Genomic DNA, 19704 nt, shown 5'->3' on the forward strand with positions numbered 1-19704 from the left:
ATTTTCACACAGATTACTTGCCGGCATTGCTATCCACGTCGTGCTGCAGGAAGAGTTCTTTTAGCCATTCGATGAAGACCCTGACTCTGGGTGATAGCTGTCGGTTACGCGGATACAGGACAGAGACGGGAGACGGTTCAGGTGGAAAGGCTTTGAGCAATTCGACAAGCGCCCCCGTCTTCAGATCATCTTCCACGTGATAACGCGGCACCTGGATGATGCCGAGACCCATGCGCGCCACGGATACAAAGGTATCAGCCGCATTAACGGTAATTGAAGTTTTGATCGTCGTGGTGATGCGCTTGCCGTCCACCCTGAATTCCAGCGGGAGTATGCCGCTACTGCCCGTGGTGCGGAATCCGATCATCCTGTGGCCGGAATGCAGTTCATCCGGATCCGACGGAAGCCCGAACCGGGAGACGTAACCGGGCGAAGCGACCGTGACCTCTTCCAGCGTGGCGACGCACCGTGCGATCATATCGCTGTCCTGCGGCGTTCCGACACGCAGGACACAATCAATTCCCTCACGCACCAGATCGACCAGCCGGTCACCCTCGCTCAGATAGATTTCGATATCAGGATAAGCTTCGAGAAAACAAGGAAGATGCGGCAGAACAAAATGTCTTGCCAGCGTGCCATGAACATCGACACGCAACAATCCCTTCGGTCGGGCGCCGGCAAACGCCCCCTCGGCATCCTCGATATCGTCCAGTATAGAAACGCAGCGCTTGTAGTAGGCTTCACCGTCCAGCGTCGGGCTGACGTGACGCGTGGTGCGTTCCAGCAGCTTAATCCCGAGGCGCGACTCAAGTTGCTTAATTGCGTCCGTTACGGTCGAGCGTGGCAGGCCGAGGTCTTGCGCCGCCCTTGTGAAGCTACGGCGCGCTACCACACGAGTAAAGACGCGCATCGTATCAATTCTATCCATGGTATTGTTCGTCATTATCGAATTCTGATACCAGATAGTGACTGATTATCCGGAAAAGATACAGTGCTAGAGTTTCTCCGTGTTCAGGCGCGATACCGCGCGAAAATGGGAGAATATCTATGTCTGCTTCAGAGAAAGTTGCAATCGTAACCGGTGCATCCCGCGGAATTGGTGCCGCCATTGCCAGGCAGCTTGCTGCGGACGGCTTTGCCATCGTGGTGAACTATGCCGGCAACGCAGAGGCTGCTGCCGCCGTGGTTGAGGAGATCGAAGCCGCCGGTGGCAGAGCCATCACCGCGCAGGCGGACGTTGCTGATGCCAGCCAGGTAAAACGCATGTTCGATTTAGCCGAATCTGCGTTTGGCGCTATTGATGTGCTCGTCAATAATGCCGGCGTAATGATGCTGTCTCCGCTGGCCAGCGCCGACGATCAGAGTCTTACCAAGCAGATTGACATCAATCTGAAGGGGACGTTTAACACCCTGCGCGAAGCGGCAAACCGCCTGCGTTCTGGCGGGCGCATCATCAACTTCTCCACGTCGGTTGTCGGGCTTAAGCTTGAGAATTATAGCGTCTATGCCGCGACCAAGGCGGCCGTCGAAACACTGACAACCATCATGTCCAAAGAGATGCGCGGACGCAGCATCACCGTCAATGCCGTCGCGCCCGGTCCGACTGCCACCGACCTCTTCCTCAACGGGAAAAGCGATGAACTGATCGCGCGCATGTCCAAAATGAATCCGCTGGAACGCCTCGGCACGCCTGAGGATATCGCCAGTGTTGTTTCTTTCCTCGCCGGACCACAGGGCAGCTGGATGAACGGACAGATCCTGCGCGCCAATGGCGGAATGGTCTGAGCCGCAAACTGCAGATTGAGTCAAAGGAGTACTGTTATGTCTCAGAAGATTATCCTGGTGACCGGATCGTCAAGCGGCTTCGGTCGCATGACTGCCGAAGCGCTGGCTCGTGCTGGCCATACCGTTTATGCATCAATGCGGGGTATTGCGGGCCGTAATGCCGCAAATGTCCGCCAGTTAAACGAACTTTCCACGCGGGAAGGAATTGACCTTCGGCCGCTGGAACTTGATGTTCAGTGCGATAAATCGGTTGATGCTGCCATTGAAACGGTAATATCCGACGCCGGAAAGCTTGATGTGGTGGTACACAATGCTGGCCACATGATGTTCGGTCCGGCCGAAGCCTTCACGCCAGAGCAGTTCGCCCAGCAATATGACGTTAACGTACTGGGAACGCAGCGCGTCAACCGGGCCATACTGCCGCATATGCGCTCCCGACGTGAAGGCCTGCTGGTCTGGATTTCCAGTTCCAGCGTGACCGGCGGCACACCGCCCTATCTGGCCCCTTATTTTGCCGCCAAAGCGGCGATGGATACGCTTGCCGTTCAGTATGCGCGCGAGCTCAGCCGATTCGGCATTGAGACGACAATCATCGTGCCGGGAGCCTTTACCAAAGGGACCAACCATTTTGCCCATTCTGGAAGTCCTGCCGACACCGGGCGTGTCGCGGAGTATGAAGCAGGTCCTTATGCCGGTTTCGGAGATGTTGTGCAAAAGGCCTTTGCGGAGATAGTGCCGGAAGATGCCGATCCGGCGCGCGTTGCAGCACAGATTGCCGATGTTGTCGGTATGCCTTTTGGTACGCGTCCATTTCGTGTGCATAACGATCCGTCCGAAGACGGCGCGAATATCGGCTTTGCGGTCATCGACCGTTTGCGCGCCGAAATGCTACATCGGGTTGGACTGTCCGATCTTCTGACACCAGCAAAAGCACCGTCGTGTGAAGGATAACAGGCGTGACCGGCGGGATCGCTCGCCGGTCGCTTTAACACGCAAACAGGAGCGCCGGAAATGCACACCGTTGTCATCCTTATCTGTGGCTTTGCTTTATTAAATATCCTTGCTCGTACACCCTACCAACAATTCAGCATCCCTTAGCGTTAGCTTGCGTTCTGTTAAACCTCAGCCCCCGGTTTGAATAGAAGGCGCTAATCAGCCTTACCGGCGCGTTAGCCGAACCCGGCGCCATTATATCAATCACTAAAAGTATGTTGTAATTAATGTGTGTCATTGCCGCTTACATCTGGCATTGCTGCAAATCCGGCTGTAGCTCCTATGCTGTAGTGAGTCATTAACGTGCGGATATGAGGTATGCATGAGTTTACTGTTTAGCGCGACGCAGCTTGGCGAGTTGTCGCTGGAAAATCGTATTGTGATTGCACCGATGTGCCAATACTCAGCGGAAGAAGGTCAGGCAACGGCCTGGCACCGCATTCATCTCGGCCAGCTGGCGCTCTCTGGCGCGGGACTGCTGATTATCGAGGCGACGGCAGTGGAACCCATTGGCCGTATCACGCCGGGCGACCTGGGGTTATGGGACGACGCGACAGAAGCCGCGCTGGCCAGCGTGCTGCAGGACGTGCGGCGCTACGCTACCCTGCCGATTGGCATTCAGTTGGGTCACGCCGGGCGCAAAGCGTCCTGTGCTGCGCCATGGCAAGGCGGTGCGCAGCTCTCTGAGGAACACGGCGGCTGGCAGACCGTCGCGCCGTCTGCGCAGCCGTTTGGACAGGATGAACGTCCGCCGGCCGCACTGAGCAAACAGGATCTGGCGCAGCTCAAAAAAACCTTTGTCGATAGCGCTCTGCGCGCGGTACGCATCGGCATTCAGCTGGTCGAACTGCATGCTGCGCACGGCTATTTGCTGCACCAGTTTCTGTCGCCGCTCAGCAACCAGCGTGGCGATGAATATGGCGGCTCATTAGAGAACCGTCTGCGTTTTCCGCTTGAGGTGTTCAAGGCGCTGCGCGCTGCGCTGCCAGCGGAAATCCCGGTTGGCGTGCGGCTGTCTGCCACCGACTGGATCGAGGGCGGCTGGGATAATCAGCAATCGATTGTTTTCAGCCAGCAGCTTGAAGCCGCAGGATGCGCCTATATTCACGTCTCCAGCGGTGGCCTGGCGCCACAGCAGCAAATCAGCGTCGGTCCAGGTTATCAGTTGCCGTTCGCCCGCGAGATTCGCCAGCAGGTCTCGATTCCGGTGATTGGCGTGGGGCTGATTACCGAACCGAAACAGGCCGAGCAGGCGCTGCAGGAGCAGGATGCCGATTTGATTGCGCTGGCACGCGCGGTGCTGTATGACCCACGCTGGCCATGGCACGCCGCCGCCGAACTGGGCGCGCAGGCCAAAGCGCCGCCGCAGTATCTGCGTTCCGAACCGCACGGCCTGAAAGGCACCCTGATCAGCAACCAGTAGTTCCCCTGACCGGCAGCCGCCCGGTTGCCGGTTCTGTTCTGTTCTGTTCTGGGAAATTTCACAGATTTCAGCCCATTGTGCGCGACCGCACTATTTTCGTCTTATGCTTTCCCGGCCAATTAACCAAAAGGAAGATGAGATGAAATTGCAGCATTATTTACTGGGCGGCGCGCTCTGCGCTTTCAGCGTGAGCGGCCTGGCCGCTGAGATGAAAAATCCCCTGAGCGTGCATGTGCTGAATCTGCAAACCGGTGTACCGACCGCAGGTATTGAGGTCGAACTGGATAAGAAACAGGGTGAAGAGTGGGTGAAACTGGCGCAGGGCACCACCAACGAACAGGGACGTATTCCGGCGCTTTACCCGGCGGGCCAGAAGGCGCAGATCGGGATTTACCGCGTAATTTTTAAAACCGGTGACTATTACAAAAAAAACAGTCAGCCGACCTTCTTCCCGGAAATCCCGGTGATGTTCAACCTGGATAATGCCGATCAGCACTACCATATTCCACTGCTGCTCAGCCAGTACGGCTACTCCACCTATCGCGGCAACTAAGCAAAAAAGGCGCTGCGGACGGTATATTTATACCAGTACGTTTTGTTGAACCGTTGCCTCGTTAAGCGATTGAATGAGGCAGGAGAATCTCTATTCCGTTTCTCCTGCCCATTACAGGGTAAGCCTGTTTTTTCGGCTGGTGTGATTGCTATAGCGTGCTGGCTGACGCATTAAAAACTGCCTGACTCAGCTTTCGCGCTGAGCTGGGTTCTGTGAAATCCAGCGCTCTGTTTTCGCTCTGCTTTCATCGGTTGCCGGATTAAAGAGCATCATCGTTAAATCCGGCCTGCCTTCAACAGAAAAGGTCGAGAACTCCAGGGCAATCGTTCCCATTTGCGGATGATGCAGCACCTTAAACCCTTCGCCATGCCCGGCCACATCGTTGTTACGCCACAGGCGGGCGAAGTCAGCACTTTGAGCGGATAGCTCCTCAACCAGTCGATCAATTTCCTCTGAAGCACCCAGGCGCGCGGCATCCGCCCGAAAGGCGTTGACGATGAGCCGGGCCACACCCTCCCAGTCGTCTTGCATCCCCCGCGCATCCTGATCGGTAAAAAGCAGGCGCAGAATATTGCGCCGCGCGGGCGGAAGTTGCCCGTAATCCTTCAGCACAACCGTCGCCGGGTGATTCCATGCCACCACATCCCAGGTGGCGGTTTTGATAATCGCCGGAATCGTCAGGCTTTCCAGTACGCGTTGCAGCCGTGGGGTTATGCTGTCGGACCGACTTACCCGGTTTTCTGGCGGATGCCCAAACGCGAGGATAAACAGATGATCGCGCTCGGTAGACGTAAGCCGCAGTCCGGCAGCAATGCGGTTCAGTACCTCACGCGAGGGCGCTCCCCCCCGGCCCTGCTCAAGCCAGGTGTACCAGGTCGGGCTGATATTCGCGAGCTGGGCAACTTCTTCGCGGCGCAGGCCCGGCGTACGGCGGCGGCCGGGCAAAAAACCAAACGAAGCCGGGTCAATTGCCAGACGGCGTGCCCTTAAAAACTCACCCAGCGGATTTTCAGAAAGCAGCGTCATAAATCACCCTGTTAATGTTTATACCCTGATAACCTCACTACTTTAATAGTAAAAGATCCGCGCTTACGCTGTCGCACTAAATCACTCAGGAGACAGGCTATGCGTATTTTTATAACGGGTGCGACGGGCTTTATCGGCTCACGCGTAGTATCGGCCCTGCAGGCTCGCGGCCATCAGGTGACCGGTCTTGTACGTTCAGAAGAAGCAGCTCAGCAGTTAAACGATAAGGGCGCGACAGCCCAGCGCGGTACGCTGGAAGATCCCCAGGCGTGGATTGCTGGCATTGACCAATGTGATGCGGTGATCCATACCGCTTTCGATCATGATTTCAGTCGTTTTGTCGATAATTGCGAAAAAGACCGCCGCGTTATTCGCGCGATTGGCTCTGTGTTGCAGGGCAGTCAGCGTCCGCTGCTCATCACTTCTGGTACTGGAATGGGTGATGACGGCAGCGGCCAGCCCGCTCTTGAGCAGAATTTCAACCCGGCACACCCTAACCCACGCGTCGCCTCGGAGCTGGAAGGTACTAAGCTCCTTGAATCGGGAATCGATCTACGTGTGGTGCGTTTACCTCAGGTTCACAACACCGAACGTCAGGGATTAATCAGCTATTACATCGCTCTTGCCAGGGAGAAAGGCGCGGCAGCTTATATCGGCGGAGGTGAAAACGCCTGGTGCGCGGCACACGTTGATGACGTCGCCGGGCTGTACGTAAAAGTGCTTGAGCAAGGCGAACGCGGCAAACGGTATCATGCGGTAGCAGAGGAAAGTATTGCCTCACGGCTGATTGCTGAAACCGTGGCAGCAGGGCTGGGTATTCCTGCCGTTTCGCTGAAAGCCGATCAGGCCGCGGAGCATTTCGGCTGGTTCGCCGCTTTCGCCAGGCTGGATCTGCGTGCCAGCGGTGCCTGGACGCGGCAGCAGCTCAACTGGCAGCCCAACGGACCGGGTCTTATCGCTGATTTAAGCAGAGTGAATTATTCAACCCAGTCGTAGCCCCAGCGCCGGGTAGCGGCGCAATTCATTGCATAATTTCAACGCTGCGGCGGGTGGATTAGCGCGATAAATCGCGCCGCTACGAGCTGGTGCTGTGACCGTAAGCGGTGCAATTTATCGCACAATCTACAACGGCGCGGTGGCCAGATTCGCGCGATAAATCGCGCCGCTACGAATACCTCTGAACCCCATGGCTCTCGCCACTCAGGCCGCAGCAAATTGCGGTAACACACCCAGCCAGCTCAGCGTCCATGCCAGCACATTCAACGCGCCGAAAAGCAGCACCAGGCCAATCGCCAGTGGCGTACGCGGCCGATCGGCGAAACGCTGTTGCGCACGCCGCGCCAGCAGCGCAGGAATAATCACCGCCCACAGCGTGGCAAACAGACCGGCAAAACCGATGGCGGCGACGAAGCCATGCGGCCACCATAGCGAAGCGAGCAGCGGCGGCAAAAATGTCAGGCACGCGGTTTGCAGCCGCGCGCGCGGGGAATGCCCCCAGCCGAGGCGGTCAGCGATGAAATCAAACAGGCCCGCCGTCACGCCGAGAAACGAGGCAATCACCGCAAAATGTGAGAACACCGACATCATCAGCGACAACGCGCGCACGTGCAGATGATCGCGCAGCGCGGCCATCAGCGCGGCAATATCTCCACCCTGCTGCACGATGTCAGGAAACGCGGCGCGCGGCAAATTCCCCATGGTGCAGACAATCCAGAACAGGTACAGCGCCAGCGACATCAGCGTGCCCAGCACCAGCGCGCGTGTCACCGGCGACTCGCGGCGCTGATAATAACTCACCAGTCCGGTGATGTTACCGTGATAGCCAAAAGAGGCCAGACAGAACGGCAGCACGCCCAGTGCGTAAGGCCAGTAGCTGTCTCCCGGCGCGGCGGCAGCGAACAGCGAGGGCACGTCTACCTGGGTTAACAGTCCGCCAAACAGCAAAATCAATAGCAGGATTTTTGCCAGCACGCAGAACGTCATCAAACGACTGACACCGGTGGTGCCGAGCCACACCACGGCGGCGACACACAACGTCAGTGCGATTTTGGCCCCGGCGGTTGAGAGCGGCACGCCAAGCTGATTCAGCGAGTGCTGATAAACCGGACCGCTGGCTGAAATATAAGCGTAGGTGAGAATGCCCAGCACAAACAGGATGCTGAGGCCATTGATACTGGCCCAGCCGCGCCCGAGCAAATCGCGCGTCAGCGTATCGTAACCCGCGCCCGGCGGATAATGCAGGCTGACACGCATAAACAGCAGCCCGGAGAGCAGCATTGCGCCCCAGCTGATGCCCAGCAGCAGCAGCGCCCAGCCAAACCACGCCCCGGCCATCACGATCGGCAACGTAAACATACCGGCGCCCACTACCGTCCCACAGATGATCATGGCGCCCCACCATATCGAGGGCTGGCGGCGCGCCATTACGCTCTCCGTCATCACACTTTTCCTTGCACAACATAAAGGCGGCGATGATACACGGGATCGCTAACAAATGTGAGGCGCGGCGGTGACTGACGGGAAGACAGCTGTCAACAGGTGACAATGTCACATAAAAGCGCACCGGTTCCGGTGCGCCAGCCGTGATTTTGCGGGATTAACAATAGAAAGCCGGACGTGGCGGCATGGTAATCGGGACAATGTCACCGTTGTTCTGTGCCGCAACACAGGCATCGGCTGCCACGGCGGCGGCATAGCCGTCCCACGCCGACGGGCCTGTCATATTGCCCGACAGCACGTTGTTGATGAAATCCTGCAGCTCAACGTCATACGCAGCGATAAAACGCTTTTTCCAGTCGGTCAGAATGCCGGTGGAGAGCTGCGCCGCGTGGCGGGTCTGTACCGACATTGGTTCAGGCAGGCGGGCAATGCCGCTCTCGCCAACCACCTCACACTGAATGTCGTAACCATAGGCGCAGTTAACGAAGATCTCGACATCAATGCGGATGCCCTTCGCGGTTTCCAGCAGCACAATCTGCGGATCCTTCAGGTGCGATGACGCGTGGCGGGTCTTGCGTGGGTAAATCACCTGCGCACTGACATAATCATCATTCAGCAGCCAGCGCAGCACGTCAAGTTCATGGATCAGCGTATCGGTGATCGCCATATCGGTGGTATAAGCATCGCCGACCGCAGGATTGCGGTGCGCGCAGTGCAGCATCAGCGGCTCACCCAGGGTGCCGCCGTCGATAATCGCTTTCAGCGCGCGATAGCCGCTGTCGTACGGTCGCATAAAACCCACCTGCACCAGTTTTTTGCCTGCGGCAATTTCCGCTTCGACAATGTTCATACAGCCCTGCGCGGTCACTGCCAGTGGCTTCTCGCAGAATACCGCTTTGCCGGCTTTGATGGCTGCCAGCACAAACTCTTCATGAGTCGGGCCCCATGAGGTGACCAGAATGGCCTGCACCTCCGGCGCGGCGATTAAATCGTGCGCGTTGTCGTATATCTCCGCCTGCAAGCCGAGCTCGCTAATCACCTGCTCACAGTTGCTGCGATTGATATCATTAAGCGCGACCACGCGCGCATGCTGCAGCACCTGGCTGCAACGACGAATGTGTTCACGGCCGATAGCGCCAGTGCCGATTACACCAATATTGAGTGTCATGCGAGGTTCCTTCAGCAAAATGCCGGATTGGTTAGTGGTTGAGATAGTCAATGCTGCTGCGGATTTCACGCGCAATATCCTCGGCACTCCAGCTCTCCATCACCGAAGAAAACGGCTCGAAAGCATAAACACCGCGATAGCCCATCTCTTCCAGGCGCTGCACCTGCTCGCGGGATTTCAGCAGGTCATCCGCGCTCAGCATGATGCGCTCTTCGTCGGTGAGTTGATGAGTCGGGCGCGCATCCGTTACGCCAGAGAGATGCACCAGGCCGATGTGATTCACGTCTACGCCACCGGCAAAATCCTGTTCGGCGCCTTCGTACAGGTGATGATGGAAGGTATCGAGTACGATGTTAAACGGCACGCCGGCCTGAGCGATAAGCTGCTGCGCCAGCGCGGCGGAGCGCAGTGAGCTCTGCGGAAAACCGAGCGGTTCAACCAGCCCGGCAACACCATATTCGGCAAACAGCGGCGCCAGGATTTGCAGCGCCTGTACGGTTTGCTCATTACTCACCGGCGTCCCATCATTGAGCGGACAGAGCACCAGCGCTTTCGCCCCGGTGGCGCGCGCATCGGCTAACAGCGCGCGCGTTTTTTCCAGCACCGCATCATCTAACTGGTTGAAGGGATACACCGCGTTGATGGTTTCGATCTCAAGCTGATGCTGCGCTGCCAGGCGACGCACTTCCTCACCGCCTGCGCCGTCGGTCACGCTGCCGCTTTTCATATCATTGCGTATTTCAACTTTATTTAATCCCAGCTGTTCCACCAGCGCGAAGAATTCCGCCATGCTGAGATGAGGGGCAATTTTACGGTTAACACAGAATCGGTCACTGCTTATTTTGTAGGTCATGATCTTTCCTGGATAATAATCACTGGGTAAGGTTCTGTTTGCTGCAAGGTACTGACATGCCCTGATAGTAAGTTATCTTTTTTGCCCGCTCTGCGGCTTCTTTGAGTGATTTACATCAGCCTGAGCGCAATCTGATCGCCCTCACATTTAGCCTTTGCCGTCATACAGTTCATAGAAATAGTGTTCGACCTGTTCCAGGCTGCGCCCTTTGGTTTCCGGGATAGCGCGCAGTACAAACAGGGCGCCGCCGATCCCGATCACAGCGAAAGTCAGGAAAGCGCCAGCCAGGCCAAAGGCGGCCAGCAACAGCGGGAAGGCCATGGAAATGGCGAAGTTGGCAATCCACAAGGCAAAAACGGCCCCCCCCATGCAAATGCCGCGCATGCGCGCCGGAAAGATTTCCGACAGCAGCAACCAGGTGACCGGTGACAGCGCGCCCTGCTGAAAACATAAAAACATCAGCATTCCGGCCAGTACCAGGTAGGCCCGCAGCAGATTAACCGCACCACCGGCGTGATACTCTGGCATTAGCAGGCACACCGTAGCGATAAAGAACAGGCAGGCGGTACATCCCATCTGCCCTATCAGCACCAGCGGACGACGACCAACCTTACCGATTATCACGATCCCCACCAGCGTCATGATTACCGAGATCACGCCGTTGGCGATGGTGGCGAACAACGCCGCATCGTTGCTCAGGCCGGTAGCAGTGAGCATGGTTGGCGCGTAGTACATGATGGTATTCACACCGGTCAGCTGTTGGATGGCGGCAATGCCAATTCCCAGTAAAAACACTTTGCGCAACCATGGCGTGCGCAGATCACGCAGGCGACCTTTGCCTTGCTGGCGATGCTCTTCGATGGTCTCTTCGATCTCCTCCAGTTCCCACTCTACGTCCTCCGCCGCCCGGGTTTTCTCCAGCACCCTGCGCGCGCCAGCGGTGTTGCCGCGCATGACGTGCCAGCGTGGACTTTCCGGCATAAAGATCATCCCGATCCACAACAGCACGGCGGGCACGGTGGAGATGGCCAGCATCCAGCGCCAGGTGTGTTCGCCACCCCAGATTTCATTGAAGGCGGCATTGGAGACATAGGCCAGCAGCTGGCCAGAGACAATCATCAGCTCCTGCAGAGTCACCAGTTGACCGCGTTTATTCGCCGGGGCAATTTCCGCGATATACACCGGCACGGTGGCAGCCGCCCCGCCAACGGCAATACCAAGAAACAGGCGTGACGCAATCATCGTCACCACATCAGGTGCGAAGGCAGAGCCGACCGCGCCGAGGGCAAAAATAAAGGCCAGCGTGATGATGATTTTGCGGCGCCCGAGGGCATCCGCGAAGTGCCCTGCCAGCAGCGCGCCAAAGGCAGCGCCGAACAACAGTGAACTGGTCACCAGCCCGGTAGTGAACGGCGTGAGATGCAAATCACTGCGCATGAAGAGCAGCGCACCGGATACCACGCCGGTATCGTAACCAAACAGCAGCCCGCCGAGTGTCGCCACCAGCGCGATGATTTTTACGAAGGGTTCGGTTTTTGTTGTGCTGTTGGGGCCGGACGCGGTGTTGGTGGAGAGATAAAGTTCTTTTTCCATAATACCTCCTGGTAAAAAATGCGTTAGGAAAAGCATCAGAACAAAGCAGCGCGTCCAGGCTATCGGCATTTTTATTTCATGTTAATTTATATTTGAAACCTGCTTTTCAAATTGTGAGTTCAAGCCTTTTGACCGGTTTATTTTGATGGATTTACATCAGCCGAAAAAAGGCGAATGAAGATCGGGCGAGGTGGTTATGGAAGCGCAGCAGATCGGCCCCTTTACGCCGAGAGTCGCCACGCTTTGTGATCAATCGCGCAACAACTGCACAAACCTTCTTGTATGGTAGTCGCTCTTTAACCTCTTCGGGATTTGTCATGGCCTCATCAACTGTTGCTCAATCTGATACCGCTGAAGCTCACCCTAAATCGTTGATCCGCCGCGTCGCCAGCGCCTCGGCGATAGGCACAGCGGCAGAGTATTACGACTTTTTCGCTTACGGTACGGCAGCGGTACTGTTCTTTGGCCATCTGTTCTTTCCCAGTCACGATCCGCTGGTCAGCACACTCGCTGCCTTCGCCACTTATGCGGTTGGCTTCCTCGCACGTCCCATTGGCGGCATGGTGTTTGGGCACATCGGCGACAAAGTGGGACGCAAAAAGGCGCTGGTGGCGACCATCCTGATCGTGGGCCTTGGCACGTTCTGCATTGGCCTGTTGCCAACCTACGAAAAAATTGGCGTCTGGGCCCCGGTATTACTGATTGCCATCCGCTTGCTGCAGGGGTTTGGCGTCGGCGGCGAACAGGCGGGCGCGGTATTAATGACGGCCGAATATGCGCAGCCTTCCCGGCGCGGTTTCTTTGCCAGCTGGGTGCAGATTGGTGCTCCGGTCGGGTTTCTGCTGCCGCTGGCGCTGTTCGCTGTGCTTAATGCCGCGCTGAGCGCGGAGCAGATGATGGACTGGGGCTGGCGCGTGCCTTTTCTGCTCAGCGCCCTGCTGGTGATTGTCGGCCTGTTTATTCGCCTGCGCATTGATGAATCGCCGGTCTTCGCCGCCATTCGTGAAACCAAAGCAGCAGAATCCAGGCCGTTAAAAGAGGTGCTGCGTGGTAATCCGCGGCTGGTGGTCAACGGTGTGGCAGCGAAACTGATCGAAGCCTGCGCCTTCGCCCTGTTTACCGTCATCATCCTTGCCTGGGGTAAGGCTAATCAGCTTGATGCCGGCATTTTGATGAACTGTATGATCGTCGCGGTGATCCTCGAAGTACTGGCGATCCCGCTGATGGGTGCCCTTTCCGACCGCATCGGTCGCAAGCCGGTTTACCTGATCGGCACGCTGCTGATCATGCTCTCGATCGTGCCCTTTTTTCTCGCGCTGGCGCACAACAGCTACTGGCTCACGCAGCTGGCGATGATCGTGGCGCTGACGCTGGGTCACAGCATGTGTTATGCCCCGCAGGCGTCATGGTTCCCCGAACTGTTTCCCACGCACATTCGCTGCAGCGGTATCGCGGTGATCTGGCAGATCGGTTCGCTTATCGGCAGCGGCGTACTCGGACTGGTGGCGGTGAAAATTCTGCAGGTGACCCACGGCCACTGGTATGGTCTGGCGCTGTATGTTGCAGTGCTGGGGGTGATTTCATTGTTCGGCCTGCTGCGTCTGCCGGAAACGGCGCCAGCCCGCCGCCAGGGTGAATATCACCCATGGCAGCAGCATTAACGGTTAACGGCGCGGCAGCGCCACGCACAGCAGGCCGCAGACGATCAATATGACGCCAGCAAGACTGCTCCAGCGGAAGATTTCATGCAAGGCTGGCAGGGAAATGGCGGCCAGCCACACCAGCACATAGCTCATACTGAGCAGCGGATAGAGCCGGTTGAGCGGCAACAGCCGCAGTGCCAGCAGCCAGCACAGCATCGAGCAGCCGTAGGCGGCCAGTCCGCCGATTAACGGTATCAGACCATGCTGCCACGGTAGTGCGATCCATGTATCCAGCGGTGGCAGTGCGAGCATCGCCGTGCGCAGCAGCAGCTGTGCCAGTGACACCAGCAGCACGCTGGCCAGCGCCAGCAGCCAGCCCTTCACAGATGGCTCCCCATCAGCGCAACCCCGGCAACGATCGCCAGCGTACCCAGCCACTGCCGCCGCGTGTAGGTCTCACGCCAGATGACGCGCGCCGCCACCGCCACCAGCACAAAATTCAGGCTCAGCATCGGGTAAGCCACGCTGACCGGCACGGTGCGCAATACCACCAGCCACAGCACCATCGCCGTCCCCAGCAGCAGCAGGCTGAGCACCAGCCAGCCGAACAGGCGGTGCCCGCCGCAGTGGGCCGCCTGTTTCTGGCACAGCTGGGCGGCACAACTGAGCAGGCTTACCAGCAGGATCAGCAGCAGATTCATGGTGTCGCGTTGTAGCCGTAGTAGACCAGCCGTCCCTGCTGATAGACATCGTCCGGCACCGGCAGATGCGCATCCGCTTGCTTTTCGTCAGAATTCAGCAGCAGCACCAGCGCTACCGGACCCTGCCGGCGATGCAGGCGCAGCCAGTCGGCGAAGGCTTCCCCGTCGACGTAGCGCGTTTTTGCATCGGGATAACCCAGTCCGTACTCCAGCTCACCTTTTTCATCGAAGAAAGTGATATCGCTGCGGCGCAATTCCCATGCGACCGCAGAAGCGATGCCGGAATTGTCCACCACCAGATAGCGGCTCTGCGCCAGCTGTGGCCGCACGGCACTGACGAAGCTCTGCGGCTGTTTGCTATCACGCACCTTTTGCGGGATAGCAAACCCGACCAGAAGCGCCAATGCCAGCGGGCAAAGCGCAGCCAGTTGCCAGCGGCCTGTTTTCAGGCTTAACCAGCCCATCACCGCCCAGCCGGCAAATGCCAGCGCAGCGCACAGTACCCGCAGCAACTCATCGCGCGCGTACACCGGATGGTGCGCCAGCCCCCAGGGTGCCAGCACCACCACAACCAGCAGCGTAGCGCCCAGACCAAACAGCAGGTTAATCCAGCCATTTACCGCCAACGCCTGTTTCAGGCGCGCGGTGTTACCGTGCGCATAATGCGCCATCAACAACGCCAGCGGCGCAAAGCACGGCAGGATATAGGTCGGCAGTTTGCCTTTGGCGATGCTAAAGAACAACAGCGGCAGTACAACCCAGCTAAGCAAATAGATCGCGGCAGCGTGCTGTTGACGCTGTCGCCATGCGCCGCTCAGCGCGCCCGGCAACAGGCCGAGCCATGGCAAACAGCCTGCCAGCAGCACCGGCAGGTAATACCAGAACGGGGCTTTGTGCTGCGCATCGCTCTCCGCGAAGCGCTGAATATGTTCGACCCAGAAGAAGTAGTGCCAGAAATCGCCTTCCTGATGCTGAATGGACAGCGCCCAGGGCGCGCTGATCGCGGCCGCCACCAGTACAGTAAGCGGGCCCCAGCGCAGCAGTTCGCCAAAACGTCGCTGCCAGAGCACCCAGGGCACAATCGCCAGCACCGGCACCGCCAGCGCCAGAAAGCCTTTGGTCATGAAGCCCATGGCACAGGCCACGCCGAGCAGCACATAGCCCGTCAGCCGCTGTGAGGTACTGTGCGCCTGCGCAGCAAACCAAAAGCTGCACATCGCCGCCACCAGCCACAACAGCAGAATCGGATCGAGCACGGCGTAAGTGCCGATGCCGTAAACCAGCAGCGAGGTAAGAAAGATCACGCTGGCGGTGAGCGCTATTTTGCGGCTGGCGAACATCCGCTTGCCCAGCCAGTAGATCAGCAGGGCACTCAGCGTGGTACAGATAATCGCACCGGCGCGCACGCCAAAATTATTATGCCCAAATAACAGCTGGCCAAGATTATTGACCCAGTAACCGGCAATCGGCTTCTCGAAGTAGCGCAAATCGAAAAAGTGCGGCACCACCCAGTTACCGCTCAGCAGCATCTCGCGGCTGATTTCGGCATAGCGGGTTTCATCCGGCTGCCAGAGATCGCGGAATGGCACCGGGATCAGATAATAGAGAGCAAAAAGCGCTATCAGCAGCACTATGCGGGTGCGGCTGCGCATCGGTGTTTCCATACTTGGGTCCTGTAAAATGTTAACTCTGGCAACCCAGCCAGCCTTCCCGGCCGGCAATGTGCCCGCGCACCACATGGCCCTGCGGCAGCGTACTGAGATCGTCCGGCAGCAGCTCGCTCAGTGGACAAAACCGGATGCCCTGCTGCTGCGCGCGCGTCAGCAGATCGGCAAAGGCGGGCAAACCGACGATGCCTTCGACCTCTGCGTGAATGGTATAGACCGGCGTACCGCTGGCGGTATGTATCTGCGCGAGAATAAAGTCGTTAAACCCCTCCGCGCTGACCCGCTGGCCCACCACTTCATCCCACGTTGGCAGGGTTACCGGAATTTGCACCGTGCCGAGGCTGCCATCGCTGAGGCGCGGAATGAACGGCCCACTGCCGCGGCAGTCGCTGTTATAGCGAAAGCCAAACGGCTGCTTGGCATCCAGTACCCGGCTGTCGGCGCGCCAGCCTGCCACCGCAGAGCAGGTGACACTGTCACACAAAATGGCTTCCAGCGCCGCTTTACCGCGCGCAATCTGCGCATTCAGCTGCTGTGGCGACCAGACGCCAGCCCAGGTCTGCCAGGCAAAGTGATCCCAGGCGTGTAAGCCCACTTCATGGTGATCTGCCGTGGCGCGAATAATCGAAGCCAGCCCTTTACCTATTTCGCGGCCCGGCCAGGCGGTACCGGCCAGTAAAATATCCCAGCCGTACAGCGAGGCCGCGCGCGAACGCAGCATCTTCCACAGAAAGCGCGGCTTCATCAGGCGCCACAGGTGGCGCCCCATGTTGTCCGGCCCGACGCTGAAGAAGAAGCTGGCCTGCAGTTGATGCAGGCTGAACTGCTGCAGCAGCGCCGGTACGCCCAGTTGCGTGCCGCGCCAGGTATCGACATCAACACGCAAACCCACTCGCTTCATGGCTTTTCCTGTAGCTCAACGGTGCGCAGGAAGAAGTCCAGCGTGTTGTCGATGGTGGTATCCATCGCCACGGTTGGCGTCCAGTCGAGCAGGCGGCGGGCATTCTTAATCGACGGCTTGCGGTGCTCCACGTCCTGATAGCCTTTGCCGTAGTAGCTGCTGCTCTCTACCTCACGGAAACCGGCAAACGGCGGGAAGCGATCGCGCAGCGGGTGGCGCTCAAAGCTGGCCAGCAGGTGTTCCGCCAGCTCTTTAATACTGGCTTCGTTCTCCGGGTTACCAATGTTAACGATCTGGCCATCGCAGTTGTTGTGTTTGTTCTCGATAATGCGGAACAGCGCTTCGATACCGTCGCGAATATCGGTGAAACAGCGCTTCTGCGCGCCGCCGTCGATCAGCTTGATCGGCGAGCCTTCCACCAGATTAAGGATCAGCTGGGTGATGGCGCGAGAACTGCCGATACGCGCGGCGTTGAGGTTATCCAGACGCGGGCCCATCCAGTTAAACGGACGGAATAGCGTAAAGCGCAGCCCCTCTTTTTCGCCATAGGCCCATATCACCCGGTCCAGCAGCTGTTTCGACACTGAATAGATCCAGCGCTGTTTATTGATCGGTCCGACCACCAGGTTGGAGTGATCCTCGTCGAAATGCTGATCGGTACACATACCGTACACTTCGGAGGTCGACGGGAAAATGATGCGCTTTTTATACTTCACGCAGTCACGAATAATCTTCAGGTTCTCTTCGAAATCCAGCTCGAACACGCGCAGCGGATTACGGGTATATTCGATCGGCGTGGCGATCGCCACCAGCGGCAGCACCACGTCACATTTCTTGATGTGATACTCAATCCATTCAGAGTGGATGCTGATATCCCCTTCAACGAAGTGGAAGCGCGGTTCATCCAGGAAGCGGCTGATGGCATCGGAACCGATATCCAGGCCATAAACCTCAAAGTTATCATCCTGCAGCAGGCGTTCGGTGAGATGGTTGCCGATAAAGCCGTTTACGCCGAGGATCAGCACCCGCGTGCGGCGTTTCACCGCAGCAACCGGCTGCGAATAGAGCAGCGCACCCGGCACCATGCCCAGACTCTGCGCCAGCTGGCTGCCGTTCATGTAAACACCGTTGTCGCTCTGCCCGGTGACCACTTCGAGCGCGCCCTCGCCGCAGGCAATCAGGAACGGCTCAACTGACAGCACCGTGCCCGGTTTGGCGCTGGGCGCATCCTGGTGAACCCGCCCTTTCCACACCACGAATTTCACCGTGCCGGCATACGCAAACGCACCAGGCCAGGGATCGGTGACTGCACGCACCAGGTTATTCACTTTAGCCGCCGGCAGCTCCCAGTTGATGCGGCCATCCTCCGGCGTGCGGCGACCGACCACGGTCGCTTCCGCGTCGTTCTGCGGCGTGGCGGCAATCTCACCGCGCTTCATCGGCGGCAGCGCGCCTTCCAGCAGCTGGCCGGCGCAGGCCACCAGCTTACGGTGCAGCGTCAGCGCATTATCCTGCGGGTCAATCGCCACGCGCTGCTGCGCCACAATGTCGCCGGCATCGGCACGTTTCACCATGCGGTGCAGCGTTACGCCAGTCTCCGTCTCGCCGTTGACCAGCACCCAGTTAAGCGGCGCACGACCACGGTATTTCGGCAGCAGCGAACCGTGCAGGTTAAACGCGCCAACCCGCGCACAGTTCAGGATGGTGTCGCTCAGCAGTGCGCGATAATAAAACGAGAAGATAAAATCCGGCTGCATGGTGCGGATGCGATCCACCCACAGCGGATGGTTAGCATCTTCCGGCGCATAAACCGGAATGCCCTGCTCAGCCGCGAGGCGTGCTACCGAAGGAAACGCATGGCTCTCCGGCGAGGTATCCGCATGGGTGAAGATGGCACTGATTTCATAGCCTGCGTTCAGCAGCGCAGTGATGCCTGCACAGCCCATTTCGGCATAGGCGAAGACGATAGTTTTCATTGCTTAATTTCCTGTACAGACGGGGCATCTTGTTGCGGATGGATAACACGTTGAATGAAGTAGCGCGGACGGGCGCGTACGTCGTTATAAATACGACCGATGTATTCGCCCAGCAGGCCCATACCGACAAACTGCGCGCCGACAAAAATAAACAGCACGGCAAACAGCATGAACACACCGTCACCGGCCCAGCTGGCACCGAGGAACAGGCGCAGCACAATCAGGATCAGAGAAAAGGCGAAACCGGCCAGCGCGATTAAGCTGCCGACGATACTCAGCAGACGCAGCGGCGTTGTGGTCAGGCAGGTTACCAGGTCATACATCAGGTTGATCAGCTTCATGAAGCTGTATTTGGAGTCGCCAAACTCACGCTCGGCATGCGTAACCGGCAGTTCAATGGTGCGGCGCGCGAAGGTGTTCGCCAGAATCGGGATAAAGGTGCTGCGTTCGTGGCAGTTGAGCATCGCATCGACAATGTGGCGGCGATAGGCGCGCAGCATGCAGCCATAATCGCCCATCGCTTTGCCGGTCACGCGCTGAATCAGGTGGTTGATGGTGCGTGAGGCGCGGCGACGGAACCAGCTGTCCTGACGGTTCTGACGCACGGTGCCGACCACGTCGTAGCCTTGCTGCGCGGCTTTGACCAGATTGGGGATCTCTTCCGGCGGGTTTTGCAGATCGGCATCCAGCGTAATGATCACATCACCGGAAACATGGCTGAAACCGGCCATAATCGCTGAGTGTTGTCCGTAGTTGCGATTCAGCAGCACGCCGACCACGTGACTGCCTGGCATATCCGCCGCATCGGCGATCATCTGCGCGGAGCGGTCGGCGCTGCCGTCATCCACCAGTAAGATTTCATAGTCAAGGCCGAGCGTGCGGCAGGCAGCGTCGGTGCGGCGCACCAGCTCCGGCAGGCTCTGTTCTTCGTTGTACACCGGGATCACCACGGAGACTTTGCGAATCGGTTTTTCTTCCAGCAT

At 58.1% G+C, this 19704-nt stretch carries 18 protein-coding genes; 6 read left to right on the top strand and 12 right to left on the bottom strand.

Annotated elements, in window-relative coordinates; all coding sequences use genetic code 11:
• Nucleotides 1-13: 13 nt before the first annotated feature.
• Complete coding sequence (locus tag AC6I7J_RS20660; RefSeq protein WP_498007472.1) at nt 14-928, bottom strand: LysR family transcriptional regulator; 915 nt, start codon at nt 926-928, stop codon at nt 14-16.
• Nucleotides 929-1047: 119 nt separating this feature from the next.
• On the opposite strand from AC6I7J_RS20660, the gene AC6I7J_RS20665 reads away from it, so the two are divergent.
• The 4 genes from AC6I7J_RS20665 to uraH all read left to right on the top strand — a co-directional run bounded on the left by AC6I7J_RS20665 (nt 1048) and on the right by uraH (nt 4754).
• On the top strand, nt 1048-1785 hold the full coding sequence (locus tag AC6I7J_RS20665; protein ID WP_498007251.1) for an SDR family oxidoreductase: 738 nt from the start codon (nt 1048-1050) through the stop codon (nt 1783-1785).
• A 36-nt stretch (nt 1786-1821) separates the two neighbouring features.
• Nucleotides 1822-2736 carry an SDR family oxidoreductase gene (locus AC6I7J_RS20670; protein WP_498007252.1) on the top strand — a complete coding sequence of 305 codons (915 nt, stop codon included), beginning with the start codon at nt 1822-1824 and terminating at the stop codon, nt 2734-2736.
• 364 nt (nt 2737-3100) lie between these two features.
• Nucleotides 3101-4201: an NADH:flavin oxidoreductase/NADH oxidase gene (locus AC6I7J_RS20675; RefSeq protein ID WP_498007253.1), complete on the top strand. Its 1101-nt coding sequence runs from the start codon at nt 3101-3103 to the stop codon at nt 4199-4201.
• A 139-nt stretch (nt 4202-4340) separates the two neighbouring features.
• Entirely contained in the window at nt 4341-4754 is a 414-nt protein-coding gene (gene uraH / locus AC6I7J_RS20680) for a hydroxyisourate hydrolase (protein WP_498007254.1), read from the top strand.
• A 186-nt stretch (nt 4755-4940) separates the two neighbouring features.
• On the opposite strand, the gene AC6I7J_RS20685 is transcribed toward uraH, so the two are convergent.
• Nucleotides 4941-5780 carry a helix-turn-helix transcriptional regulator gene (locus tag AC6I7J_RS20685; protein WP_498007255.1) on the bottom strand — a complete coding sequence of 280 codons (840 nt, stop codon included), beginning with the start codon at nt 5778-5780 and terminating at the stop codon, nt 4941-4943.
• A 99-nt stretch (nt 5781-5879) separates the two neighbouring features.
• On the opposite strand from AC6I7J_RS20685, the gene AC6I7J_RS20690 reads away from it, so the two are divergent.
• On the top strand, nt 5880-6776 hold the full coding sequence (locus AC6I7J_RS20690; RefSeq protein WP_498007256.1) for an SDR family oxidoreductase: 897 nt from the start codon (nt 5880-5882) through the stop codon (nt 6774-6776).
• 204 nt (nt 6777-6980) lie between these two features.
• Here the strand turns inward: AC6I7J_RS20690 and AC6I7J_RS20695 are convergent, their stop codons facing one another.
• The 4 genes from AC6I7J_RS20695 to AC6I7J_RS20710 all read right to left on the bottom strand — a co-directional run bounded on the left by AC6I7J_RS20695 (nt 6981) and on the right by AC6I7J_RS20710 (nt 11833).
• Entirely contained in the window at nt 6981-8219 is a 1239-nt protein-coding gene (locus AC6I7J_RS20695) for an aromatic amino acid transporter (protein ID WP_498007257.1), read from the bottom strand.
• Between the two features lie 157 nt (nt 8220-8376).
• Complete coding sequence (iolG, locus tag AC6I7J_RS20700) at nt 8377-9387, bottom strand: bifunctional inositol 2-dehydrogenase/D-chiro-inositol 1-dehydrogenase (RefSeq protein ID WP_222952077.1); 1011 nt, start codon at nt 9385-9387, stop codon at nt 8377-8379.
• A gap of 31 nt (nt 9388-9418) precedes the next feature.
• The gene (locus AC6I7J_RS20705) at nt 9419-10240 is read right to left on the bottom strand and encodes a TIM barrel protein (RefSeq protein ID WP_021509387.1); all 822 of its coding nucleotides are present in this window, start codon (nt 10238-10240) and stop codon (nt 9419-9421) included.
• A gap of 147 nt (nt 10241-10387) precedes the next feature.
• The gene (locus AC6I7J_RS20710) at nt 10388-11833 is read right to left on the bottom strand and encodes a sugar porter family MFS transporter (protein ID WP_411672205.1); all 1446 of its coding nucleotides are present in this window, start codon (nt 11831-11833) and stop codon (nt 10388-10390) included.
• Between the two features lie 317 nt (nt 11834-12150).
• Here AC6I7J_RS20710 and AC6I7J_RS20715 point away from each other — a divergent pair, with 317 nt between their 5' ends.
• A complete protein-coding gene (locus AC6I7J_RS20715) occupies nt 12151-13494 on the top strand; it encodes an MFS transporter (protein WP_498007258.1) in 1344 nt (447 codons plus the stop codon).
• 3 nt (nt 13495-13497) lie between these two features.
• On the opposite strand, the gene arnF is transcribed toward AC6I7J_RS20715, so the two are convergent.
• From arnF to arnC, 6 genes are read right to left on the bottom strand one after another with little or no spacing between them, the layout of a single operon-like run.
• Complete coding sequence (gene arnF / locus AC6I7J_RS20720) at nt 13498-13860, bottom strand: 4-amino-4-deoxy-L-arabinose-phosphoundecaprenol flippase subunit ArnF (protein ID WP_498007259.1); 363 nt, start codon at nt 13858-13860, stop codon at nt 13498-13500.
• Nucleotides 13857-14177 (bottom strand): 4-amino-4-deoxy-L-arabinose-phosphoundecaprenol flippase subunit ArnE, encoded by a 321-nt coding sequence (gene arnE, locus AC6I7J_RS20725; RefSeq protein WP_058770201.1) that lies wholly within the window; start codon nt 14175-14177, stop codon nt 13857-13859. The genes arnF and arnE overlap by 4 nt, the downstream gene beginning before the upstream one ends.
• On the bottom strand, nt 14174-15841 hold the full coding sequence (arnT, locus tag AC6I7J_RS20730) for a lipid IV(A) 4-amino-4-deoxy-L-arabinosyltransferase (protein ID WP_498007260.1): 1668 nt from the start codon (nt 15839-15841) through the stop codon (nt 14174-14176). Before arnT ends, arnE begins: the two co-directional genes overlap by 4 nt.
• A 19-nt stretch (nt 15842-15860) precedes the next feature.
• Nucleotides 15861-16745 carry a 4-deoxy-4-formamido-L-arabinose-phosphoundecaprenol deformylase gene (gene arnD / locus AC6I7J_RS20735; protein ID WP_498007261.1) on the bottom strand — a complete coding sequence of 295 codons (885 nt, stop codon included), beginning with the start codon at nt 16743-16745 and terminating at the stop codon, nt 15861-15863.
• Nucleotides 16742-18721, bottom strand: a complete 1980-nt coding sequence (arnA, locus tag AC6I7J_RS20740) for a bifunctional UDP-4-amino-4-deoxy-L-arabinose formyltransferase/UDP-glucuronic acid oxidase ArnA (RefSeq protein ID WP_058759134.1) — start codon at nt 18719-18721, stop codon at nt 16742-16744. The genes arnD and arnA overlap by 4 nt, the downstream gene beginning before the upstream one ends.
• On the bottom strand, nt 18718-19704 hold the full coding sequence (gene arnC / locus AC6I7J_RS20745; protein ID WP_021509379.1) for an undecaprenyl-phosphate 4-deoxy-4-formamido-L-arabinose transferase: 987 nt from the start codon (nt 19702-19704) through the stop codon (nt 18718-18720). The genes arnA and arnC overlap by 4 nt, the downstream gene beginning before the upstream one ends.

It is taken from the genome of Type-C symbiont of Plautia stali (assembly GCF_059730935.1).